Source organism: Clostridia bacterium, from assembly GCA_017410375.1.
GTDB lineage: Bacteria > Bacillota > Clostridia > RGIG6154 > RGIG6154 > RGIG6154.
Genome location: JAFQQW010000050.1, coordinates 23,282 through 47,440 on the forward strand (window position 1 = coordinate 23,282; position 24,159 = coordinate 47,440).

Sequence of the window (24,159 nt, forward strand, 5' to 3'; positions counted from 1 at the left end):
ATGCAAATTGCAATTGACGGCCCTTCCGGTGCGGGTAAAAGCACCCTTGCCAAAACCCTGGCAAAAAATCTGGGATTTATCTATATCGATACCGGTGCAATGTACCGTTCTATCGGTCTTTATGCGTTGCGCAAAGGGATTGATATTCCGAACGAGCCGGAAAAGGTGGCGGCAATGCTTGATGAGGTACAGCTTTCCATCCGTCACATTGACGGCACACAGCACATTTTCTTAAATGGTGAGGATGTGTCGGAGGAAATCAGAAAGCCTGAGGTATCTATTGCGGCATCCAATGTGGCGGTTTTGCCTGCAGTTCGTTTGAAGCTTGTGGATTTACAGCGCATGCTTGCCAACAAAAATAATGTGATTATGGACGGCAGAGACATCGGTACATACGTTTTGCCGGATGCAGAGGTGAAAATTTTCCTGACCGCATCGGTAGAAGACCGGGCACAGCGTCGTTTTGAAGAATTACAGCAAAAGGGAACAAAAACCACCTATGAAGAGGTGCTGAAAGACATGAAATTCCGTGACAAAAACGACAGCTCCAGAGATTTTGCACCCTTAAAGCCGGCAGAAGATGCAGAGCTGATGGATACCACCGGCAATACACTTGAACAGTCGGTAAAGCAAATGGCAGAGCTGGTACACAAAAAAATGAATGAGGAGAAAAAGGCATGAAATTAGGTGTAGTCATCCGTGCAATTATAAAACCGTTTTATAAGCTGTTTTATCCGCTTAAAATCGAAGGCTTGGAAAACTTTGAGAAAGACAGTCCCTTTGTACTTTGTGCAAACCATAAAAGTAACTGGGACGTGGTGGCGCTGTATGTGGCATCGCCCAAGCCGATTTGCTTTATGGCAAAGGAAGAGCTGTTCCGTTTCAAGCCCCTCGGCTGGCTTTTAAAAAAGCTTGGTGCGTTTCCTGTTAAACGGAATCAGTCGGATTTGAATGCAATTAAAACAGCGGTTGCGACATTAAAAAGAGGCGATGTTTTGGGTATTTTTCCGCAGGGCACCCGTACCGACGATATGGACGACGATGCGGCAAAGGCTGGCGCAATTGTGGTTGCAAATATGGCACATGTGCCGATTTTACCTGCGGCAATTATTTCGGATTATAAATTATTCCATAAAACCACCGTTAAATTCGGCAAGATGTATCACTTTAACGAAGAACGGAAAAAGCTCAGCAATGAAGAGCGTCAGGCACTTGCGGCTGACCTGATGCATGAAATCCGCGCTCTTTGGGAGGAAGAACAAAAGTGAAGATACGTTTAGCTGAAACCGCAGGCTTTTGCTATGGCGTAGACCGTGCGGTGACTTTGGCGCTTACCGAAGCGGAAAAAGAAAATCAAAAAGGTATGTATACCTTAGGTCCTATTATTCATAACCCTGCTGTTGTTTTGCAGTTGCGGGAAAAAGGGGTAGCGGTTATAGACTGCGCAGAGGACGCACCCGAGGGAAGTAAGGTTGTTATCCGTTCCCACGGTATATCCAGACAGCAGGTAGAGGTTTTAAGAGCAAGAAACTGCGAAATTGTGGATGCAACCTGTCCCTTTGTGAAAAAAATCCACAACACGGTGGAAAGCTATTCTCAAAAAGGGTATCGCATTGTGATTGTTGGGGATGAAAACCATCCGGAGGTGCAGGGTATCTTAGGCTGGTGCGAAAATGCGACGGTTATTTGCGACGAAACAGAGGTCAGCGAAGCGATTTTTCCCGATGAGAAAGTCTGTGTTGTGGCACAAACCACATTTGAACAAAAAAAATGGCAAGAAATTAAAAAGAAAATATTGAAAATTGAATCAAAGTGTGTTATAATAGATACGATATGTAACGCAACGCACAAAAGACAAGCTGAAGCGGAGGCGGTTTCAAAGGAATCCGATGCAGTTATCGTGGTGGGCGGACGGGAAAGCTCGAACACCAAAAGGCTTGCACAGGTTGCCGGAAAGTATTGCGGAAACATATATTTAATTGAACGTGCGGATGAAATTTCCGATGTGGATTTTTCGAAGTACCATTCGATTGGTGTTACCGCAGGTGCATCTACGCCTGCGAGCATAATAAAGGAGGTCATTACCATGGTAGAAGAAAAAACAATTATTAATTTTGAGGAGGAGCTCGAGAAGACTTTAAAGCCTTTGAATAATCGAGATATCGTAAAAGGTACAGTTATCAGAATCACACCTACTGAAGTTTACGTAAACTTAGATGCAAAATCCGACGGCGTTATTCCGGTTAGCGAAGTTTCCTGCGACCCGAATGCAGATGTAAATTCCATTTTGTCTGTTGGTCAGGAAATCGAAGCTTTTGTTGTTCGTGTAAACGATGTTGACGGTTATGTAACCTTGTCCATGAAGAAGCTTGAATCTTTGGCAGGTCAGAAGCAGTTGGAAGAAGCTTATGAAAACGGCACACCTATCACTTCCAAAATTGTTGAAGTGGTTAAGGGCGGCGTTGTAGCATATGCGTTTGGTTCTAAAGTATTCATTCCTGCATCTCAGGCTGCAGAAAGATATACCGAAGATTTAGATTCCCTGCTCGGTACAGATGCAACCTTCAAAATCATCAACTACGACAGAAGACGCCGTAAGATTGTTGGTTCTGTTAAAACCTTAGCTGTTGCAGCAAGAAAAGAAAAGGCAGAAGCTTTCTGGGCATCTGCAGAAGTTGGTCAGAAGATCAAGGGTGTTGTTAAATCCGTAACAAACTTCGGTGCATTCGTAGATGTTGGCGGTGTTGACGGTTTGGTTCATGTTACCGAGCTTTCCTGGCTCCACATCAAGAACCCTGCAGAAGTTGTAAAACCGGGCGACATCATGGAAGTTGTTATTTTGGAACTTGACAAAGAAAACAACAAGGTTTCCTTGGGTCACAAATCCTTGGAAGAAAACCCCTGGACAAAGGTACAGTCCATGATTAAAGCTGACGATGTTATCAAATGTAAAATCGTTCGCATTGTTCCCTTTGGTGCATTTGCTGAAATTATCCCCGGCGTTGACGGCTTGATTCATATCTCTCAGATTGCAAACAAGCACATCGCAAAGCCCGAAGATGTTTTAGCTGTTGGCCAGGAAGTGGAAGCAAAGGTTGTAGAAGCAAACTGGGAAACACAGAAAATCGGCCTCAGCATGCGTGCTCTTGAAGAACCCGCTCAGGAAGAAGCCGTTGAAGAAGTGGCAGAAGAAGCAACAGAAGTTGTTGAAGAAGCTGCTGCAGAAGTTGCAGAAGAAGCAACCGAAGAATAATAACAAAAGACTACATAACGGGGTGGGTAGCTATACTCACTCCTTTTGTAGTCATTAGGCGGAAAAATTTTTAAGGGAGGAGCAGGCAAATATGCAGAAAAAAATCAGTGAAACCGCATTGTTTTTGCAGAAAAAATTCAATACGGTTCCGGATACCGTTCTGATTTTGGGAACGGGTCTTGGCACCTTTGCCGAAAAGCTTTCTGACACCGTTTCTGTTTCCTACAGCGAAATTCCGCACTTTCCCGTGTCTACTGTGCAAGGACACAAAGGCATGCTGATTAAAGGAAAAATCAGTGAAAAAGAAATCTTAGTGATGCAGGGACGCTTTCATTACTATGAGGGTTATTCCATGCAACAGCTTGTTTACCCCGTTCAGGTTTTTGCAAAAATGGGGGTTAAAACATTGATTGTTACGGCGGCTGCCGGGGCAATTAATGAGAGGTTCAAGCCCGGAGATATCATGGCGGTAACCGACCATATCAAGCTAACGGCAGACTGTCCCTTACGGGGGGCAAATCCTGAGGATTTAGGTCCCCGGTATTTTGATATGTCAAAAGGTTATGATAAGGACTTGATTCAGCTTGCAGATTCAGCCGCAGAAAAATGTGGCTTTTCTATACAAAAGGGCGTTTACGCTTTTATGGGTGGTCCCAATTTTGAAACACCTGCAGAAATACGCATGCTTAAAGTTTTAGGTGCAGATGTGGTGGGTATGTCCACCGTGCCCGAGGTTTTGGCGGCAAACCATGCAGGGATGAAGGTTTTGGCACTGTCATTTTGCAGTAACATGGCAGCAGGCATTACAAGTATGCCTCAAAGCCAGGAAGAGGTTTTGGAAACTGCAGAAAAAATGGGCTTCCGGTTTGAAGCTCTGGTGACCGAAATTTTAAAACAAATGTAATTTTGAAAGGATGTAAATGTATGAGTATTATCCGTAACGCAGCGCTTGCAAAAGACGGTCAGTTGAAAATTGACTGGGTTAAAAAGAATATGCCCCTTTTAAACGCGATTGAAAAGGATTTTTCGGAGCATAAATACTTTGACGGCTTGAAAATTACCATGTGCATTCATGTGGAAGCAAAAACCGCTTATCTGGCACAGGTGTTAAAGGCAGGCGGTGCAAAGGTTGCGCTTACCGGCTGTAATCCGCTTTCTACACAGGATGATGTGGCGGCAGCGCTGGCTAAAACCGGCATTGATGTGTATACCTGGCACGGTGCAACCCAGACAGAATATTTTGACCACTTAAAAAAAGCTCTGGAGTTTTCACCGGACATCTTTATTGATGACGGCGGTGATATTACCCAGATTTTACATGATGAATTTAAAGATATGCCCGTATGGGGCGGCAGTGAAGAAACCACAACCGGTGTACACCGTCTGCGTGCCAGAGAAAAAGCGGGTGCACTGCGCTTCCCGGTGGTTTCTGCAAACGATGCAAACTGCAAATACCTTTTTGATAACCGATATGGCACAGGTCAGTCGGTTTGGAATGCCATCAACAAGACCACAAACTTAATCGTGGCAGGTAAAACGGTTGTTATTGCAGGCTATGGCTGGTGCGGTAAGGGCTGTGCCATGCGTGCAAAGGGGCTTGGTGCGAAAGTTGTGATTTGCGAAATCAATCCGGTGCGTGCCATGGAAGCGGTTATGGACGGCTTTTCGGTTATGCCCATGGACGATGCGGCAAAGGTTGGCGATGTATTTATCACCGTTACCGGTTGTGAGCATGTTATTTTTGACAGACATTTCAAAGTGATGAAGGACGGTGCCATTTTGTGTAACGCAGGTCACTTTGATGTGGAAATCTGCATCCCTGAGCTGGAAGCACAGGCTGTAGAGGTTAAAGAAGTGCGCCAGAACATTATGGGCTATAAAATGCCCGACGGCAGATGGATTAACATTTTAGCTGAAGGCAGACTTGTAAATCTTGCGGCAGGGGACGGACATCCGGCTGAAATTATGGACATGAGCTTTGCCATTCAGTCTCTTTCTATGAAATATCTGTTGGAAAACCATGATAAAATGGAAAACCGTGTATATGTAGTGCCTGAAGAAGTGGACAACTTCGTAGCAGGACTGAAACTGAAAACAATGGGTGTCTCTATCGACACACTGACAGAAAAACAAAAAGCTTATTTGGATTCTTACGCCGAATAAGCGCAGGAAGGAATAAAACATGGAATTTAAGACATTACCGGTATTGCCACTTCGTGGCGTAGTGCTTTTTCCGCATCAGATTGCCCATTTTGATGTGGGCAGAGATGTCTCTGTAGAAGCAATAACCCGGGCTTTAAAAACGGAAAATACGGTTTTCGTCACCTCACAGCAGGATGCGTTGGAAGAGGTGCCTACCGTAGACAATATTTACGATTGCGGTACGGTTGCGGCAATTCGTCAGATGATTCGCATCGGCGAAAAAACCTATCGCGTGATTTTAGAAGGTTTATACCGTGCACAATCCGTGCATTTTACCGCAGAGGACAACTGCTTATATTCCGAGACGGTTCGTATTTACGAATTCAAGGCGGATATGAGCAAGATGGAAAACATTTCTGCAATGCGCCTTTTGCGTAACGGCTTTTCCGATTACTTTGACAGGGTCAAAAAAATTGCTATTGAGCCTTATTCGGATGTGGGACTTTGTGAAGAACCGGATGTATTAACCGACTTAATTGCAGGTCAGCTTTTGATTGATATAGCAGAACGGCAGGAGCTTTTGGCAGAGCCTGCCGTGGAAAAGAGAATGGAACGCCTGCTTGCAATCTTAGACAGAGAAAAGCAGATTCTGGAAATCGATATGGACATTTCCGAAAAGGTGCATCAGGAGCTGGATTTGCGTCAGAAGGAATATTTCCTAAACGAAAAAATTCGTGCCATCCGCGAAGAACTGGGTGATCCGCAGGATGTGGATGACGAGCTTGACAACTTTGCTGCATCCATTGAAAAATTAGGTTTAGCACCCGAGTACGAAGAAAAACTCATGCGTGAACTAGACCGTATGGCGCGTTTTTCGCCCCAGTCTCCCGAAGCAGGGGTGATTCACTCGTATCTCACTACCGTTTTGGATTTGCCCTGGAATGTATACACCGAAGAGACGGTGGACATGGAAAAGTCAGAAATGATCTTGGAGCGAGACCATTATGGCTTGCAGGATGTAAAAGAACGGGTGCTGGAATTTTTTGCAGTTAAAAAATTGGGGGGCGACCCGAAAGGCTCTATTTTGTGTTTGGCAGGCCCTCCGGGGGTCGGCAAAACCTCTATTGTAAAGTCTGTGGCAGAAGCATTAGGCAGAAAATATGTGCGCGTATCGTTAGGCGGTGTGCGTGATGAAGCGGAAATCCGCGGTCACCGCAAAACCTATATCGGCTCTATGCCCGGCAGAATTATGGCGGCTGTGAATCAGGCAAAAACCTCCAATCCGCTCATTTTGCTCGACGAAGTGGATAAGCTTTCCAATGACTATAAGGGTGACCCGTCCTCTGCACTGTTAGAGGTGCTGGACAAAGAACAAAACAACACCTTTACAGACCATTATATCGACATTCCCTTTGATTTGTCCAAGGTGCTGTTTATCACAACCGCAAATGATGTGGGCGCAATTCCGCCTGCATTGAAAGACCGTATGGAAATCATCGAAATCGCAGGCTATACCTACGATGAAAAAGAAGAAATCGCCATGCGACATCTGATTCCCAAACAGCTTGCCGTGTACAACTTGAAAAATGTAACCATCACAAGAGATGCCATTGAACGGGTAATACTGGAATACACCAAAGAAGCGGGCGTTCGTACCATGGAACGTCTGATTGAAAAAATCTGCCGTAAGGCGGCACGTCTGATTGTGGGCGGACAAAAGTCTGTCAAGGTAACCAAAAGTAACCTTCAAAAGTTCTTGGGTATTCCGAAATTCACGCAGGACCATACCGATAAAAAAGACAGAATCGGTATCGCAACCGGGCTTGCATGGACACAGGTCGGCGGTGAAACCCTTTGCATTGAAATCAATGTGATGGAGGGAAGCGGTAAGCTGCAGTTGACCGGTTCTCTGGGTGATGTAATGAAGGAATCTGCTCAGGCGGCGTATTCTTATGTGCGTGCCAATGCGGACAGCTTAAATATTCCGGCGGATTTCTATAAAAAGACAGATATTCACATTCATGTGCCCGAGGGTGCTGTGCCCAAGGATGGTCCCTCTGCAGGTGTTACCATGACCACCGCGCTTGTTTCCGCACTCAGCGGAAGAAAGGTGCGCTATGATGTGGCAATGACCGGTGAAGTGACGTTGCGAGGCAGAGTGCTTGCCATCGGCGGCTTAAAAGAAAAGACCTTAGCGGCATTGCAGTATGGTGCAAAAACCGTCATCGTGCCGAAAGAGAATAAAAAGGATTTGGAAGAAATTCCCTCCATTGTAAAAGACAACATCCGTTTTGTTCTGGCAGAGCATGTCAGCGAAGTGCTGGAGTGTGCACTCCTGCCTGAGGCGGACGCGGCACATAAAAAGAGAATCAGACGTATTGTGGAGCGCAAATCCGAAATGCAGTCTGCAGCAACAAATGTTTTAAATTAAGGAGTGCTTATGAATATTCATAATGTGCAATTTGAAATATCCGCAGTAGCGGAAAAGCAATATCCCCAAAAAGGACTTGTGGAAATTGCCATGGTCGGGCGTTCCAATGTGGGAAAAAGCTCTCTTATTAACAAGGTTTTAAACCGAAAGAATTTTGCAAGAGTCAGCTCCAAGCCCGGAAAAACCGCAACCATCAATTTCTATAATCTGGATAATTGCCTGTATCTTGTGGACCTGCCCGGCTACGGCTATGCAAAGGTATCTAAGCAGGAAAAGGAAAAATGGGGCAAAATGATTCAGCATTACTTAGATGTACGGGATGCATTAAAGCACATTTTTCTGCTGGTGGATGCAAGACATGCCCCCAGCGAGGATGATTTGATGATGTTGGAATGGATTCGCTATTTTAACAAGCCCTGCACCGTAATTGCCACAAAATCCGATAAATTAAAGCCCTCTCAAAGGGAAGCGGCGTTTGATTTAATCGCAGAAACCTTAGACATTGACCGGGAAGATTTAATTACCTTTTCGGCAGAAAACGGCGAAGGCAAAGACAAGGTTCTGGCAATTTTAGAAGCGATGTACTGAAAATATCAGAAGTAAAGGAGAGTAAAAAACATGGGCGCAAACAAAATTACGGCTCCGAAAGGAACCCATGACGTTTTGCCGGGCGAAGTACATATCTGGCAATACCTGGAAAAACAAATGCACAAAACCTGTCGTGAATACGGATACAAGCAAATCCGTTTTCCGGTGTTTGAGCATACCGAGCTTTTTAACCGCGGTGTAGGTGACACCACCGACGTAGTGCAAAAGGAAATGTACACCTTTTTAGATAAGGGTGACCGTTCCATCACACTCCGTCCTGAGGGTACTGCTTCTACCGTAAGAAGCTATATTGAAAACAATTTATACGCAAATCCCTTGCCGGTTAAGCTTTTCTATACTATCACCTGCTACCGTTATGAAAGACCGCAGGCAGGCAGATTCAGAGAATTCAATCAGTTCGGTATCGAAAACTTCGGCAGTGATTCGGCACTTACCGATGCGGAGGTTATTTCGCTTGCCATGCTTTTGTTAAAGCGTCTGGGTGTAGAGGGTCTTACCCTTTACATCAACTCTATTGGCTGTCCCGATTGCAGAAAGAAATATAACGAAACCTTAAAGGCGTTCTTAAAAGCAAACGAAAGCAATCTCTGTGACTTGTGTATCGATCGTATGGACAGAAATCCGCTCCGCGTTTTGGATTGCAAAAATCCGGATTGCCAGGCGGTATTAAAGGATGCCCCGACTGTGGATTCCGTGCTTTGCGATGACTGCGTAGCACATTTTAAGCAGCTTCAAAAATCCCTTACCGACATCGGTATTTCCTATGAGGTGGATACCTCTTTGGTGCGCGGTCTGGACTATTATACCAAGACGGTATTTGAAATCAAATCGGGTGATTTGGGTGCCCAGTCTACCGTTTGCGGCGGTGGTCGTTATGACGGATTGGTTGAACAGCTAGGCGGCGTAAGCACACCGGGTATTGGTTTCTCTTTGGGTATGGAGCGCTTAATCAGTATTTTAGAAAAACAAAACAAGCTTCCCGAAGCACAGACTGCATGTGATTTGTATATCGGCTCTATGGGCGAAAATGCGGCAGCTTTTGCTTTTAAGGCATGCTACGCATTGCGCGAAAACGGTATTGCAGCAGAATTTGACCATTTGGGTAAGAGTGTAAAGGCACAAATGAAATACGCGGATAAAATCGGTGCTGCCTACAGCGTTGTCATCGGTGATGATGAACTGGAAAAAGGCGTTGCAACCTTAAAAAATATGCAAAACGGTGAAACGAGCGAAATTCAACTTTCCGATCTGCTTGCCGGAAATTTTAATGCATAATTAAAAAACTTTCCTTCTACAGAAAGGATTTTTCAAAATGATAAAGGTTACAAATTTAACAAAAAAATACGGAAATCACACCGCGGTCAACGGAATCAGCTTTGAAATCGGTGACAATACGGTTTTAGGCTTTTTAGGGCCTAATGGCGCAGGAAAAACCACCACCATGAACATGGTTTGCGGTTATATTGCAAGCACCGACGGTGAAATTCTGATTGACGGACATGATATTCTGCAGGATCCTATTGCAGCTAAAAAATGCATCGGGTATCTGCCCGAGCATCCGCCCCTTTATTCGGATATGCTGGTTTCAGAGTATCTGGCATTTGTATATGAGCTTAAAAAAGTAAAGGGAAAAGATAAAAAAGAAAAGGAAGCACATCTTGCGGATGTTATGGAAAAGGTAGGACTTACCCATGTAAAGGACAGAGTCATCAAAAACCTTTCCAAAGGCTATCAGCAACGTGTGGGCTTTGGTCAGGCACTTGTGGGTGACCCGAAAATTCTGATTTTAGACGAGCCGACGGTTGGCTTAGACCCCAATCAGATTGTGGAAATCCGAAGCTTAATCCGAAGCCTTGGCGATAACCACACGGTTGTTTTAAGCTCGCATATTCTGTCTGAAATCAGTGCAGTTTGTGATGAAATTATCATTATCAATAAGGGTAACATTGTGGCAACCGGCGAAACAAAGGAACTGCTTGAAAATGCGACCAAGGCAGGTGCAGTTAAGCTTACTGCCATGCAGTCGGCAGAATCCGTTTTGTCTGAACAACCCTTTGTGAAAGCGTATGAAACCCTTTCTGAGCAGGAGGATGCGTTTACATATCAGGTAGAGCTTGAGGATGAATCCAAGTTAAAGGATTTGAGTGTTGCACTTTCGAGTGCCGGCATTGCGGTGCTTGAAATGCACAAAAACGAAACCAGCTTAGAGCAGTTGTTTGCACAGCTTACGACAGAAGAGGAGGGGAATCAATAATGAAAGCCATCTTTAAACGCGATTTTGAGAGCTATTTCAATTCTCCCATCGGCTATTGTTTTGTAGCCATGATTCTTGCCATCACAGCCTTTTTCTTCTATCATTACAACTGTGTAGGCAGAGCAATCAGCTTAAACTCTGTGTTTTATGATTCGGTTGTGGTATTTATCTTTGTGGTGCCGTTGCTTTCGGTAAAAATGCTTTGCGAGGACCGCAAAACAAAAACCGACCAGATTCTGATGACCGCACCGGTAACCACCACCGAGATTGTGCTTGGCAAATACTTTGCCGCTCTTGGGGTGTATGGTGTATCGCTTCTTGCGACCGGCATCTATGTAATCGTTCTGGCATTGTTCGGTAAACCTGCATACGGTGAAATTCTTACAGTATATATCGGTTTTGCTCTTTTGGGTGCGGCGTTTATCAGTGTGGGACTTTTTATTTCCTCCCTGACCGATAACCAGTTTCTGGGCGTGCTTTTCAGCTTTATTACTTTGTTTGTCATGTTTTTACTGGGAAGTGTGTTGAGCTACATCACAAACCCGATTTTACACGCAATTGTAGGATGGTTTGCCATTTCGGTTAAGTTCAGCCCCTTTGCAAACTGTTTGCTGGCTTTGGATTCTATTGTATATTACATCAGTTTTTCTGCGGTGTTTATCGTGCTGACGATATTCTCCGTAGAAAAAAGAAGATGGCGCTGAGGAGGGGAAACAGAAATGCGAAAAAATAAAAAATTCGGTCTTTTCTCTGTCCTTTTGGCGGTATTTATGATTGCAATCATCATTTTAGCCAATTATGGTGCAGAATTGCTTTGTAAAAGATATCCCTTAAAAGCGGATATCAGTGAAAATAAAATGTATTCGTTATCCGAATATACTAAAACGGCACTCAAAGATTTAGAAAAAGAAGTCGATGTGTTTGCCATTTACAGTACCGGCTCGGAAAACGATTTTATACTTGAAATCCTTTACCGCTACCAGAGAGAAACGGAAAAAGTTAACGTTTCGGTGGTCGGAGAAAAAGAAATGCCTGAGTTGTCGTATAAATATGACAAGGGAAATAACGGCTTAAGCAACGGTTCGTTTATCTTTGTTTGCGGGGATAAATTCCGCATCGTAACCGAAAACGACTTGAGTGACTATAATCTTTACACCAGACAAGAAACCGAAATGTATGCCGAAGAGCAGTTTACCCAGGCAATACTGGAGGTAACCTCCGACGCGACAAAAACGGTGTATACTATATCGGGTCACGGCACAGATGATGGCGGTTTGGACGGAATTTTAAGCAAAAACGGCTATGTAAAAAAGGAAATTTCGCTGGTAAACAACGAAATTCCGGAGGATTGCACCGTTTTGATGCTTCGGAATCCTGCTACCGACCTCTCGCAGACAGAGCTTGCGGCACTGGATGAATATCTCTACAACGGCGGAAGTCTGCTTTTGCTGTTTAATCCCGCAGTTTATGACCTTTCGGGAACCTATGCATATCTTTCATCCCGATGGAATATCAATGTCACCAACGAATTGGTTGTGGAAATGAATCCCAATCGTACCCAGAACGGACGTGAATTCTTCGCTTCCGGCGCAGGGCACGAAATTGGTAAAAATATTTTGGATGTAAACGATGCAAACGGCTATGTCCTGGCATCTTTCAGCAAATCTGTTGAACCTATCGCCGGTACAAAAGCAAAATGCGTGATGCGTACCACCGAATCCGGCTTCAAAATTCCCTTCGGGATGATTGAAAACGAAGAGGATATGATGGAATCCATTTATGCGGCAGGTCAGGCATCTATTGCGGCTACCTCTGAAATGAACGAGGGTAAGATTGCGGTGTTTGGCTCTTCGTACTATTTTGTGGATTCTGTATTCGAAAATCCTGATTTTGTAAACAAAGAACTGTTTTTAAATACCTTAGAATGGTTGCACGGAAACAAAATCAATACAGGCATCCGTCCCAAGAGCCTTATTGGTAAAACCTTAACCATCACGCAGGCACAGCAAAATATTATCACGGTTTTGATTGTTTTGTTCCCACTCCTTATTCTTGCCTACGGCATTTATACCTGGATAAGGAGAGTGCATAAATAATGAAACAGAAGAAAATGTTACTGATTTTGCTTTGTGTGCTGATTGTTTTGGTTTTGGGGATACTGTTTTTGCTAAAAGAAGATAAACCAAACCCGACGAATCTGCAGAACGATGCAGAAACAGAAGAACGCTTGGTTGTGTTTACCGCAAAGCAGGAGGATATTCAAAGCGTCACCTATACCCATCCCGAAGAACAGTTCACGTTAGAGCTTACAGACGGAATATGGTTGATTAAAGAACAGCCAAAGCTTCCGGTTTCACAGCCCCGTGCCGATGGTGTTGCCTATGATATGGCAGAATTCATAGCCCGGGAGGTTGTGGAGGAAGATGCTGAAAATATTGAAAAATACGGGCTGTTACCTGCACAGATTACCACAACTTTAACATTTAAGAATGGAAAAGAAGTTCCATTTTATGTAGGTGCTAAGGTGCAGGGGGAAGAGCAGTATTATGTAAAAATCGGCGAAAGTAACACGGTGTACGCGGTTGACGTTTCCCAGTGTGAATCCATTACATATACCATGCAGGATCTGATGGCAATGACCATGCTGGAGCTTTCTCAGTCAGAAATTGCTTCTGTGGAGGTTACCCAAAAGGACGGAGCGCATTTCTGCGTTACAAAAAGCGCAGAAGATGGTTTTGAACAGTGGTTCTTCACCGAGCCGTTCAGCTGGGGCGTGGATGAAACGGTTATTGAGCAAAAGCTTCTGACATTTCTGTACAGAATTGATGCTTTTTCCTATGTGACCGATAAATCGGATGCTGAGCTTGGGCTTGCCAATCCGCAGGCAACCGTAAAAGCGAAGCTGACCGACGGAACAGAGCGAACCGTTCAGGTGGGCAATGTAGATGCCGAGACAGGAAATGTTGCGGTAAAAGTAGACGGTATTTCGTATCCCGGTATCGTGGATTTGCAAATAATACAGTTGACAAAACTTACAAAATTTGATATTATAGATAAGACGGTTGAAATTGCGGACTATAACGATATCGACAAGGTAGAACTTGAAGGGGAAGCGGAGGCAACATTGGTTTACAGCGACCCGTGTTCCTTAAACGGAAAGTCTGCATCAAAGGAAACCGCCATCAAGCTTTACAGCGATATCTGTGAGCTGAAAATTGATGCAGAGAATGGCTCTGTATCGGGCGCACCGGTGATGACGGTGACGCACACCTATAAAAACGGCAACACGAAAAGCTATAAGATATATCAGCAGGATGCGTTCAATTATGTAGTCACTGCAGATGACAAGGCATACTTTGTCATTTTCAGAGATGCATTTATGGCATGGAAAAAGCAAATTGAAGCATATCTGTAAGAATTTAGGAGGAACTCTGAATGAGCAAATATGAAGAACTGTTGGCGCGCGGTCTGGTTGCACAAACTACCCACGAGGCAGAAATCAGAGAATTGATTGACAACGGAAAGGCAACCTTTTATGTTGGCTTTGACCCCACGGCAGACAGCCTGCATGTAGGTCACTTGCTGGTTATGATTGGCATGAAGCACTTGCAGGAAGCAGGAAACAAGGTTGTAGCTTTAATCGGCGGCGGTACCGTTATGGTTGGTGACCCCACCGGTAAAACCGACATGAGAAGAATCATGGGCAGAGAAGAAATTGATAAAAACTGTGCCCGTTTTAAGGAACAGCTTTCCAGATTTATTGATTTTACCGATGACAAAGCCATTATGGTCAATAACGGTGACTGGCTGTTAAATCTCAATTATATTGAATTTTTGCGTGAGGTTGGCGTACATTTTTCGGTAAACAAAATGCTTACCGCGGAATGCTTCAAAACTCGTCTGGCACGCGGTCTGTCCTTTATTGAATTTAACTATATGCTTATGCAGAGCTATGACTTCTACAAACTGCATAAAGACTATGGCTGTAACTTAGAGGTTGGCGGTGACGATCAGTGGTCGAATATCTTAGGCGGTGTTGAACTGGTTCGCCGTATGGACAGCGAAGAAGTTTACGGCTTAACCTTGCCGTTGCTTACCACTTCCGATGGCAGAAAAATGGGTAAAACCGAAAAAGGTGCTCTCTGGCTGGATAAAGAAAAATGCTCGCCCTATGATTTCTATCAGTACTGGAGAAATGTGGACGACGCAGACGTTGTCAGCCTGATTAAAAAGTTCAGCTTCAAGCCTTTGGAAGAATTGAAGCAGTTTGAAACTATGGAAGGTGCAGAGCTTAACAAAGCAAAGGCTTTCTTAGCTTACGAAATCACCGAACTGGTACACGGCAAGGAAGAAGCGGACAAAGCCAAAGCAGCTTCCGAAGCAGCTTTTGGTGGCGGTGCAAATGCCAATATGCCTTCTGCAGAAATTGTGTCGGCTGATGTGGGTAATGTAACCGTTTTGGATTACATTGCAAACGCAAAGCTTACCCCTTCTAAGGGCGAAGGCAGAAGACTCATTCAGCAGGGCGGTCTGTACTTAAACGATGTCCGTGTTGAAGATGTTGACCGCGTATTTGGTGCAGATGACTTTAAAGACGGCACCGCGGTATTAAGACTTGGTAAAAAGAAGTATTTCAGAATCACAATTGCATAAAATAAAAGGGAGAAATCTTTCTCCCTTAATATGCACTCGTAGCCCAGCTGGATAGAGCGTCAGACTCCGACTCTGAAGGCCGCAGGTTCGAATCCTGTCGAGTGCGCCACATAAGGACAACAACTTTGATAGAATTGTTGTCCTTTTATTTTTGCCTTTATTTAAGCCTTTTTCGGGCTTCCCATTATAATTTCACATACAAAAATACCGCTATCCGAGCGTAAAATTCCGGGTAGCGGTTATTTTTTTATATTCAAATCGTGAAATTTATAGGGTAATCGTCAAACTTATGGGGTAATCGTGAAATTTATATGGTAATCGTTAAATTTATGGTGGTATTCGTGAAATTTTTGAGTAATAGTGATAAAATGTACCCTATAAAATGGACACTTTAAAAGTGTGAATCCATAATAATGGACATGTTAAAAGTGTGAATCCCAATCTATGGACATACTGAAAGTTTGAATCCTGGGTTATGGACATAATAAAGATTGTAAATGAAAAAAACGATGATATAATTGATTAAAAGGAGGAATTTAAAAATGGCTTTGAATTATTTTACTCAGGATGAAGTGCATGAACTTTTGATGAATCCATATACACGATGGAATACTCACTTTGATAGAAAGTGGGTATTCTGTTTTTTTGCTCAAAATCCCTTTTTTTAAGGGTTTTACGGCACTTCCAACGATTTTGAAGCACTGCAACTCGAACTGAATTTGGTGTTTTTTCCATTTCATTTTGCAAAAATAAACACACGCTCTTCAGCACCCGTCAAATTTATGGTGTATTTGTGAAATTTTTTCAGTGTAATGGATACCTTTAAAGTGTGAATTCTTATAAATTGTTTTTCCGGTATTTCGACGGAGAAATATGATAATGTTTTTTAAAACAGTTGCTGAAATAGTAAAGATTTTCAAATCCGCATTTTTCAGCAATTTCGCTGATGGATAATGTGGTGTTGAAAAGCAAATCAGTTGCAAGATTTAAGCGGTATGTACAGATGTATTCTGTGGGCGTTTTTCCTGTCTCTTTTTTAAATTTCAGTAAAAAACCGGTGTGCGTCATGTGAACATGGTCAGCAAACTGCTTTATTGAGATGGATTCTTTATAATTTTCAGAGACAAAATCATAAAAAGCAATCGTTTCATTTGAAACGGAGTTATAGTGTTGCTGTATCTCGGAAAAAGATTGTGCCGCCAAATCTATTGCAAAATGTTCACATAAATCGTTTTGGTTATTTTTTACGGCATCATATAAAAGTGAAATGGTACTGTTTTTTCTGAAAACATCTTTGTAAGATAAAACACCGCTTGTGAAAGGAAGTGTGTTTACATATTGTACATAAATTATTTTCAATGGTTGTAAGATATGACGCTTGAAAGAAACACCTTTTTCAAAAAATAAAACTGATTTTTCGTGCACAATCGTTTTCTTTTGATTTATTGTAAGTTCAAAGCTTCCTTCCAACACAATTATTAAAACATTTTCAGCGTGCGAGCCTTCTTCTATCACAAATTTGTTTCTTTTTATGATACCAAACAGCATAACGAACCTCTTTTTTAGAATTATTATAAAAATATTATAAAACAATGTATTTAATTTGTCAATTATAGAATGTATAATTATGGTAGGATGTTAAAATTTTTATAAAAGGGTGATATTATGTTGTATACAAATGAGTTGGAAACTATATTTTTTGCGGATGTTGTAGTTGCAGGCGGCGGACCTTCCGGTATTGCGGCTGCAATTTCAGCGGCAGAAATGGGAAAAAAGGTTTTGGTGCTTGAACGGGCAGGTGTTGTGGGCGGATGCTTAACTATAGGACATGTTTCACCAATTTCGGGTGGTCACGGTGAAAATACCATGGCGAACCGCATCAACACATATCTCGCTGATACAACTAAGTATGGCGTAAACAATTTTGAAAACACAAAAATCAAGCTTACAGACCTATTGGACAAAAAAGGAGTAGACGTATTTTTAAACACTTCTGTGTGCGATGTTATCCGTGAGAATGGCGAAATCAAGGCGGTTGTTATTTCTACACAAAGCGGCTTAAAAGCGGTAGAAGGGAAAATGTTTATTGATGCAACAGGTGATGGCGTGCTTTCTTATCTTGCTGAAGAAAACGTTGAATACGGCAGAGACGACGGTTTGGTACAGCCTACATCTGTAATGTTTACGATAACTGGTGTAGATGAAAATCAGCCTTTGCTTTGTCACCATGAGGCAATGGATACTGTGCTTAAAAAAGGCAATTACTTGCAGATGTGTAAGGATGCTTGCAAAAACGGTGTTTTGCCTCCTGAAATTGATATTGTGCGACTTTATGCCGGAACGAATAAAGGAGACAGAGTTGTAAATGCAACCCAGGCTAACGGCTTCAACCCACTTGAACCTGCTGATTATACCAAAGCGCAGATTAAATTAAGAAAACAAATTGCGATTGTTGTAAAGTTTCTCAAAGAAAATGTTGAGGGCTTTGAAAATATCAGCGTAAAGGACAGTTCGGAGGGGATTGGTGTCAGAGAATCAAGAAGAATCAAAGGCATGTATACAATTTGTGCACAGGATTTGATTGACGGGAAGCGTTTTGAAGATGTAATTGTTCATAACGCGAATTTTCCGATTGACATTCATAATCCGAACGGTGCAGGGCAGGCAGAAAGCGAAACATTACCGGTGAAAGCAAAGCCATATGATGTTCCGTTTCGGGCGATTGTTCCGCTAATCAATAATAATCTGTTTACAGCAGGCAGATGCATAAGCGGTTCGCACAGAGCACACGCATCCTACCGAGTTATGAATATCGCTATGAACATCGGTGAAGCGGCAGGGGTTGCGGCATCGCTTTGTCTGGATTGTAATATGACAAACAAAGAACTTGACTATAAAAAAGTGCAGGAAGTACTGACAGGAAGAGGAATTGAATTATTTTAAAGAGGTGAATTGATAAATGAAAAAATTACTTTCACTTGTTCTTGCTATAGCTTATTTGTTCAGTGTTATTGCTCCGATGAGTGTTGCAGCGGAACAAAAACTGTTTACTGATTTTGAAGCATTTGATCTGGTAGTTGGCAGGCAAGGCGGACAAGGCGAAACGCTTCGTTTCGTGGTTCGCAAAGAAAATATTCCTTTTGACGCCGCGGATAAAAATTTATTGGGACTTAAAGTGGCGGGTAGTGTGAAAATTGACGGAAAAGATGTTGCATTCAACAGTAAAATTACGGCAGTTGAAATTGCAGACTCTACCGTAACTTTTTCTGTTGCACAAACCAATGAAGTGCCGCGTGCTGCATATGATAAAACGGCATTCAGTCTTAAAGTTTATCCGGAATTGTATATAGAAGAAGCTGTTAACGATGAACCAATAGCACAAGAAATGTCTCGTCCTGCAGCTGCACGTCCTGAAACTGAAATTGCAGTTTCTTTTAATGGTGAATGGATGCAGTTTGATGTAAATCCTGTTATTATAAATGGCAGAACTATGGTGCCTATGCGTGCAATCTTTGAGGCGCTTGGGTGCACAGTACACTGGATGGATGAAGCACAGACAGCGGTAGGTATACGAAACGGTAAAACTGTATTTTGCACCATAAACAGTATGGATGCTATGGTAGACGGTGTGGCAACTGTTATTGACCAACCGGCAGTTCTTTTAAACAATCGTACTATGGTGCCGTTACGATTTGTTTCCGAAGCGTTTGGCTGTACTGTGGAATGGGAAGAAAGTACACAGTCTGTGTACATTCAGTCTGAACAGGTGCCTGCAATTTACTATGTTGTACATGATGATTTTGAAACGCTCGGTACGTGGACAATCAAAACGGACGATAAATATTTGCAGGGGATTTCAGTAGCGGAGAACGAAGGCAAAGAATTTAAAGATTACAAACCTGCGATTGCAAAAATCCGCGTGCAGAAAAGCGGTAAATATAAACTTTGGGTTCATGCGAGAGATTACGCAAAATCGAAACCCGGTACTCGTTTCTTTAATGTTGCGATTGACGGCGAAGTGGCAAAATCTACCTTTGGTAAACACGGCACGGAAGGCTTTGCGTGGGAAGACGGAGGTGTGGTTGAACTCTCTGAAGGTGTGCACACCATATCTTTGCTTGATACATCCGGGTTTTATGCCCGTTGCAAAGGTATTCTTTTGACAGATGATTTGTCTTTTGTTGTACCCGGCGAGGAAGAACTTGAAAAAACAGTAAAACCGTTCAGTGTCGCTGATGAGAAATCGTGGACGTTTTATCCGCAGTACACAAAAGAAATTTTTGAAGCACACAAAACAGTATCTATTGAAAACAACAACAATAAAGTTGTTTTTTATCAGGGAAATTCATCAAAGGGTGCTTTGGTGCAGTATGAAATTTTTACTAAAAATCCGAGCACGGGTGAATGGATTTATACCAGAAAACGTAACGAGGAATCGGGTGTGTTGTTAAAATATGCAGATACTGCCTCGTTCATTTCAGGAAAAGAAGGCGGTGTTGCTGTTTCTGCAACCGTGAATGCAGACGGTGTTGACATTTCTAATAACACAACCAATTTTTATGAATGGGGACAGTCTGAATGGTTTTTCCCGTATGATTTCGAGGTTGTAACTGAAAATAAGATTAAACTGTTTTATGCTGACGGTAACCGCGCAACATTGACACAAACTTTTGAATTTGACGGACTTACCGATGATTTGAAAGTAACATCTGATGCAATATTTAAAACAGATGGTGCCTATTCCTTTGCTTTTTATGCAAATGATGGTGTAACCAAGAGCCAATATGATACAGTTACAGCACCTATTCTGTATAACAAGCACGCTGTGCCCGACAGTCCCGTTGTTTTACCCGAAGCATATATGTATACACCTATGAACACATTGTACTTTACAGCAGATAACAATGTAAAAACACCGGGTATTGCATTGACGCAAGGTCTTGCGGTTGACCCGGAAAGTACAGTTCAGGATTTTAATCACCCCGACAGTGCACTGTACGGCACTACATTTTATGCGCCCAATAATAAAGTTCGACCGCAACTTGTTGCACCTGTAATGGGTACTGAAAACGCGAATTTTAAAGCAGGAGAGTGCTATACATTCTCTTACAGAGTGCTCAACCGCTTTGAATACTGGTATGATACTTTAAAGCATGTTGCTGTTGATATGTATAACTGCAATGATATCAGAACCAATTACTATGGTTCCGTAAATAATCTGATTTACAATACAACCGACTTAATGATGGATGATGCATATGGCGGTTGGGATAAAGAGTTCATGGGACATTACAATATGGAAGGGCAGAACTTTGTTTCTCATGCAAACATAATGAGTGCATATCAGAGATATTTGATGACAGAAGACGAAGAGCTTTTGGAAGCACGCGTTGTTCCTACCATTGCGTATGCACTTTCAAGAGACACTGTGCATTATGCACCTACGAACGAAAATGACGGACTTACTTTAAATTATGCAAAAAATGCACCAACACCGCTTACAAATGAGACTATTGCGGCTTACGGCGCATCTGTGTTCGGTGGTCTATATGAAATGAGCCAAGGAAGAATGCCGTATCTGTTGGATTTTGCTTTAAACCGAAAGAAACCCAATTCGGTGTTCGATGCAGGCGCTTTTTATAAGTATACAGGAGATGAAGCGTACAAGCAGGAAATCATAAAACAGGCAGATAACTTTATTGCAAGCTATCCCAATGCGCCTGAAAACAGGGATACCTATATGCTGAGTACATTTGTATACGGTGACTACCTAAAAATGGTTTCTGTTACACTTGCGGCATATGAATTAACGGGTGAACAAAAATATCTTGACATTGCAGAAGAAGCGGGTAGACTTTTGATGTGCGTTGTGTGGACAACCGGTTATCAGAATGATTTTGCACAAAACACATATCGTGTTGAACAGTCGAAGGTAGCAGAGCGTCCGCTTAATGTTGATGTAACCGGGCATTCGTTTTTCTGGCATGGTAAACATAAATGGCGTCTCGGCAATGTGGATGGTGAAGCAAAACCGGCACAACAGCTTATTGCAGAAGGGAAAAAATCCATCCCTTCGGAAACGGTTCCGGGGTGGTTGCCGGCTGTTACCGGTATGGGAGCTGAGCATCCTTCAACACCGGGCAACGGAGTTGCAATCACAATGAATAACTGGTTGGGGGCTATGGTTCGTCTTTCTGAATACACCGGCGATCGTTTCTTTGAAACACAAGCCAGAAATGCGATTATAGGCAGATATCAAAATTATCCAGGTTACTATGTGAGCCGTTATATGACGCATCACATGCATGAGAATTATCCGTATGAAGGTCCGGATTTTACATCAGTTTACTGGCATCACATTCCTGTGTATTTGTCTATGGTTGAGGATTTCTTAATCAACGAAGCGTGGGCAAAATCAAACAGAAATATTGATTTTCCCGCGCTCTATCAGAAAGGATACGCATACTTTTATTCCTATCAATTCGGTCAGGCGCCCGGTAAATTCTATACAGAGGATGATGTATGGCTTTGGCTGAAAGAAGGTGTGGTTGAACCTGATAATATCAATATTGATTATATTACTGCAAGAAAAGATGGCGTGCTTTGCATTGCGCTTATGAACGAAGATAATGCCGAAGTTAGCACTACTGTTAAATTGGGTAAAGAAGTTGGTGAAAATATCAACACAACGGCAGTTCTTTTGGATGCAGACGGAAATGCATCTGAAATTTCTGTTGTAAACAGTCAGTTTACTGTAAATGTTCCGTCTAAAGGTATTAAGAGTGTAATCATCAAAGGGGTAGATTCTGTTAAAAAACCGGCTTTTGCGAAAGAGTATGTTTACTCTACACAGATAGGACAAACAGTGTCTGCACATACCAATGGTTATGGATATGTAATCCAACCTACTGCGGATAAATACTGGGCATACATATATATTACCGATATGCATGAAGCGGATGCTGTTGCAACGCTTACCTATACAGTTGACGGCAAAACCCAAACGCTTACCGATACAACACAAGGCTATGAATGGCTTGTAAAAGTTGAAAATCCTGATAGCGAATTTACATATACTGTAGATGTAATAAAGGGCGATGGTACAAAAGTAAGCTACGGTGGCGGCACACTTAAGGCTTTGGAAAGTACGGATGTCGAGGAGAAAGTAACGGTTGGGAAATCTTCTGTTCCTGTAGCAGGCACAACAGGTACTACAGCTGCGATAAATAAGCTTGTTTTCAAACCATTTGATTTTAAATATTCTACACAAGGCTCAAGCGGGACAAAGTTCCGATTCGTTTGCAGATTGGATAGTTTTCCGTTTGAAGTGACCGAAAACAGCTTAACAGGACTAAAACTTTCGGGTACATTCATTGACGGAGATAAAAAAATTCCTTTTGAAGGATATGTTCTCGGCAATGAAATGAGAAACAACAATGCAACTGTTGTGATTATATCTGAAACAGCTGATGTTAAGGCATCCGATTACAAGACAGGTACCGACAGGAATCATGTGTTTGATTTGCAGATGCTTCCACAGCAACAATAAAGGAGAATAAGAAATGTTAGCGAAAACACCACCTATGGGTTGGAACACATGGAATACTTTTGCAAATAATATAAACGAGCAGTTGATTAGAGAAACGGCAGACCTTTTTGTTGAGTTTGGATATAAGGATTGCGGTTATGAGTATATCGTTATTGATGACTGCTGGGCTGAAAAACAGCGTGACGAAAACGGGCTTTTGGTTCCTGATAAAGAGAAATTCCCAAACGGCATCAAAGCTGTATGTGATTATGTACACAGCAAGGGTTTGAAGTTTGGTATCTATTCTTGTGCAGGTATTCGTACCTGTGCAGATTATCCGGGAAGTTTCGGACATGAATTTTCAGATGCAAAACAGTTTGCTGAATGGGAAGTTGATTTTCTGAAATATGATTATTGCAATGTTCCGGGATATATTAATGCCGAAATTGCTTATGCAACTATGAGCATGGCTCTTAAAGCTTCAGGAAGAGAAATTCTTTTTTCTGCCTGTAATCATGGCAAAGAAAATCCTTGGAACTGGATGCGTTCGATAGGTGCACACATGTACCGTTCAACACGGGATATTTTGGACAATTTTGTTTCGTATCATGATATTGCTGAAAGTCAGATTGATAAGCTTTCCATGTCCTCAACAGGTTGCTGGAATGATTTGGATATGCTGATTGTTGGTATGCATGGCAAAGGGCATGTTGGTATTGAAGATGGGTGTACTGAGGAGGAATATAAAACACATTTTGCTCTATGGTGCCTGTTTAATACGCCTTTAATGATTGGCGGAGATATTCGTGCATTAAGTGAAAATTATAAGAAGCTCCTGCAAAACAAACATCTTATTGCCATCAATCAAGATAAAGAGGGAAGACCGCCTTTTGATATTAACAACTCTTATTTTAATACATACGACACCAAAATTTTCTTTAAACATCTTTCGAATAATGAATTTGCAATAGGCATGTTTAATTTTTCAGAGCATGATAAAGAACTGACGGCAACATTCCATAGTGCCGGTTTGCCTTATTACACAAACATAGGTTTTGAATTGATTGATGTTTTTTCAGGTGAAAACTTAGGTGTATATAAGGATAGTTACACCAGATATATTCCGTCTCACGGCTGTGCAGTGCTTAGGTGTAAATTTGCTGAATAATCAACTTGAAACCATAGACATTCAAAGTTTCCGTGTAACGCGGACAGATATGTTAAACAAATTTTTAAAGTATAGAGGCGTAAAAAAGAGTGGTGCACCCCCTTTTTGATTTGCACCCTCC

The 24,159-nt window shown here is 42.4% G+C and carries 17 protein-coding genes and 1 tRNA gene; 17 read left to right on the forward strand and 1 reads right to left on the reverse strand.

Annotated features, from left to right (window positions below; genetic code table 11):
- The 14 genes from IJE10_06935 (at position 1) to IJE10_07000 (ending at position 15,451) form a co-directional block, all read left to right on the forward strand.
- Positions 1-681: a (d)CMP kinase gene (locus IJE10_06935; GenBank protein MBQ2967832.1), complete on the forward strand. Its 681-nt coding sequence runs from the start codon at positions 1-3 to the stop codon at positions 679-681.
- Positions 678-1,268 carry a 1-acyl-sn-glycerol-3-phosphate acyltransferase gene (locus IJE10_06940; protein MBQ2967833.1) on the forward strand — a complete coding sequence of 197 codons (591 nt, stop codon included), beginning with the start codon at positions 678-680 and terminating at the stop codon, positions 1,266-1,268. Before IJE10_06935 ends, IJE10_06940 begins: the two co-directional genes overlap by 4 nt.
- The gene (locus IJE10_06945) at positions 1,265-3,253 is read left to right on the forward strand and encodes a bifunctional 4-hydroxy-3-methylbut-2-enyl diphosphate reductase/30S ribosomal protein S1 (protein ID MBQ2967834.1); all 1,989 of its coding nucleotides are present in this window, start codon (positions 1,265-1,267) and stop codon (positions 3,251-3,253) included. The genes IJE10_06940 and IJE10_06945 overlap by 4 nt, the downstream gene beginning before the upstream one ends.
- Positions 3,254-3,344: 91 nt before the next feature.
- On the forward strand, positions 3,345-4,157 hold the full coding sequence (locus tag IJE10_06950; protein MBQ2967835.1) for a purine-nucleoside phosphorylase: 813 nt from the start codon (positions 3,345-3,347) through the stop codon (positions 4,155-4,157).
- 20 nt (positions 4,158-4,177) lie between these two features.
- A complete protein-coding gene (locus tag IJE10_06955; GenBank protein MBQ2967836.1) occupies positions 4,178-5,416 on the forward strand; it encodes an adenosylhomocysteinase in 1,239 nt (412 codons plus the stop codon).
- 19 nt (positions 5,417-5,435) lie between these two features.
- Entirely contained in the window at positions 5,436-7,826 is a 2,391-nt protein-coding gene (gene lon / locus IJE10_06960) for an endopeptidase La (protein MBQ2967837.1), read from the forward strand.
- A gap of 9 nt (positions 7,827-7,835) precedes the next feature.
- Positions 7,836-8,414 carry a YihA family ribosome biogenesis GTP-binding protein gene (locus tag IJE10_06965; protein MBQ2967838.1) on the forward strand — a complete coding sequence of 193 codons (579 nt, stop codon included), beginning with the start codon at positions 7,836-7,838 and terminating at the stop codon, positions 8,412-8,414.
- Positions 8,415-8,444: 30 nt separating this feature from the next.
- Entirely contained in the window at positions 8,445-9,710 is a 1,266-nt protein-coding gene (locus IJE10_06970; protein ID MBQ2967839.1) for a histidine--tRNA ligase, read from the forward strand.
- A 37-nt stretch (positions 9,711-9,747) separates the two neighbouring features.
- Positions 9,748-10,689 (forward strand): ABC transporter ATP-binding protein, encoded by a 942-nt coding sequence (locus IJE10_06975; protein ID MBQ2967840.1) that lies wholly within the window; start codon positions 9,748-9,750, stop codon positions 10,687-10,689.
- Positions 10,689-11,393 carry an ABC transporter permease gene (locus IJE10_06980; GenBank protein MBQ2967841.1) on the forward strand — a complete coding sequence of 235 codons (705 nt, stop codon included), beginning with the start codon at positions 10,689-10,691 and terminating at the stop codon, positions 11,391-11,393. Before IJE10_06975 ends, IJE10_06980 begins: the two co-directional genes overlap by 1 nt.
- Positions 11,394-11,408: 15 nt before the next feature.
- Entirely contained in the window at positions 11,409-12,785 is a 1,377-nt protein-coding gene (locus IJE10_06985; GenBank protein ID MBQ2967842.1) for a GldG family protein, read from the forward strand.
- Positions 12,785-14,104 (forward strand): DUF4340 domain-containing protein, encoded by a 1,320-nt coding sequence (locus IJE10_06990; GenBank protein ID MBQ2967843.1) that lies wholly within the window; start codon positions 12,785-12,787, stop codon positions 14,102-14,104. Before IJE10_06985 ends, IJE10_06990 begins: the two co-directional genes overlap by 1 nt.
- A 20-nt stretch (positions 14,105-14,124) precedes the next feature.
- Positions 14,125-15,342, forward strand: a complete 1,218-nt coding sequence (locus IJE10_06995; protein MBQ2967844.1) for a tyrosine--tRNA ligase — start codon at positions 14,125-14,127, stop codon at positions 15,340-15,342.
- A gap of 32 nt (positions 15,343-15,374) precedes the next feature.
- Positions 15,375-15,451: transfer RNA gene (locus tag IJE10_07000), tRNA-Arg, on the forward strand.
- 728 nt (positions 15,452-16,179) lie between these two features.
- Here IJE10_07000 and IJE10_07005 read toward each other — a convergent pair.
- Positions 16,180-16,890 carry a helix-turn-helix domain-containing protein gene (locus IJE10_07005; GenBank protein MBQ2967845.1) on the reverse strand — a complete coding sequence of 237 codons (711 nt, stop codon included), beginning with the start codon at positions 16,888-16,890 and terminating at the stop codon, positions 16,180-16,182.
- A gap of 117 nt (positions 16,891-17,007) precedes the next feature.
- Between IJE10_07005 and IJE10_07010 the strand changes: the two genes are divergently transcribed.
- From IJE10_07010 to IJE10_07020, 3 genes are read left to right on the forward strand one after another with little or no spacing between them, the layout of a single operon-like run.
- Positions 17,008-18,285, forward strand: a complete 1,278-nt coding sequence (locus IJE10_07010) for an FAD-dependent oxidoreductase (protein MBQ2967846.1) — start codon at positions 17,008-17,010, stop codon at positions 18,283-18,285.
- Positions 18,286-18,301: 16 nt separating this feature from the next.
- Positions 18,302-22,891 carry a hypothetical protein gene (locus IJE10_07015; protein MBQ2967847.1) on the forward strand — a complete coding sequence of 1,530 codons (4,590 nt, stop codon included), beginning with the start codon at positions 18,302-18,304 and terminating at the stop codon, positions 22,889-22,891.
- Between the two features lie 13 nt (positions 22,892-22,904).
- Positions 22,905-24,038, forward strand: a complete 1,134-nt coding sequence (locus IJE10_07020) for a glycoside hydrolase family 27 protein (GenBank protein ID MBQ2967848.1) — start codon at positions 22,905-22,907, stop codon at positions 24,036-24,038.
- Positions 24,039-24,159: the final 121 nt, after the last annotated feature.

Excerpts from the sequence above, each read along its gene's own strand:
- IJE10_06935 (MBQ2967832.1), top strand. The coding sequence starts at position 1 with ATGCAAATTGCAATTGACGGCCCTTCCGGTGCGGGTAAAAGCACCCTT.
- IJE10_06940 (MBQ2967833.1), top strand. The coding sequence starts at position 678 with ATGAAATTAGGTGTAGTCATCCGTGCAATTATAAAACCGTTTTATAAG.
- IJE10_06950 (MBQ2967835.1), top strand. The coding sequence starts at position 3,345 with ATGCAGAAAAAAATCAGTGAAACCGCATTGTTTTTGCAGAAAAAATTC.
- IJE10_06955 (MBQ2967836.1), top strand. The coding sequence starts at position 4,178 with ATGAGTATTATCCGTAACGCAGCGCTTGCAAAAGACGGTCAGTTGAAA.
- lon (MBQ2967837.1), top strand. The coding sequence starts at position 5,436 with ATGGAATTTAAGACATTACCGGTATTGCCACTTCGTGGCGTAGTGCTT.
- IJE10_06965 (MBQ2967838.1), top strand. The coding sequence starts at position 7,836 with ATGAATATTCATAATGTGCAATTTGAAATATCCGCAGTAGCGGAAAAG.
- IJE10_06970 (MBQ2967839.1), top strand. The coding sequence starts at position 8,445 with ATGGGCGCAAACAAAATTACGGCTCCGAAAGGAACCCATGACGTTTTG.
- IJE10_06975 (MBQ2967840.1), top strand. The coding sequence starts at position 9,748 with ATGATAAAGGTTACAAATTTAACAAAAAAATACGGAAATCACACCGCG.
- IJE10_06980 (MBQ2967841.1), top strand. The coding sequence starts at position 10,689 with ATGAAAGCCATCTTTAAACGCGATTTTGAGAGCTATTTCAATTCTCCC.
- IJE10_06985 (MBQ2967842.1), top strand. The coding sequence starts at position 11,409 with ATGCGAAAAAATAAAAAATTCGGTCTTTTCTCTGTCCTTTTGGCGGTA.
- IJE10_06990 (MBQ2967843.1), top strand. The coding sequence starts at position 12,785 with ATGAAACAGAAGAAAATGTTACTGATTTTGCTTTGTGTGCTGATTGTT.
- IJE10_06995 (MBQ2967844.1), top strand. The coding sequence starts at position 14,125 with ATGAGCAAATATGAAGAACTGTTGGCGCGCGGTCTGGTTGCACAAACT.
- IJE10_07005 (MBQ2967845.1), bottom strand. The coding sequence starts at position 16,890 with ATGCTGTTTGGTATCATAAAAAGAAACAAATTTGTGATAGAAGAAGGC.
- IJE10_07010 (MBQ2967846.1), top strand. The coding sequence starts at position 17,008 with ATGTTGTATACAAATGAGTTGGAAACTATATTTTTTGCGGATGTTGTA.
- IJE10_07015 (MBQ2967847.1), top strand. The coding sequence starts at position 18,302 with ATGAAAAAATTACTTTCACTTGTTCTTGCTATAGCTTATTTGTTCAGT.
- IJE10_07020 (MBQ2967848.1), top strand. The coding sequence starts at position 22,905 with ATGTTAGCGAAAACACCACCTATGGGTTGGAACACATGGAATACTTTT.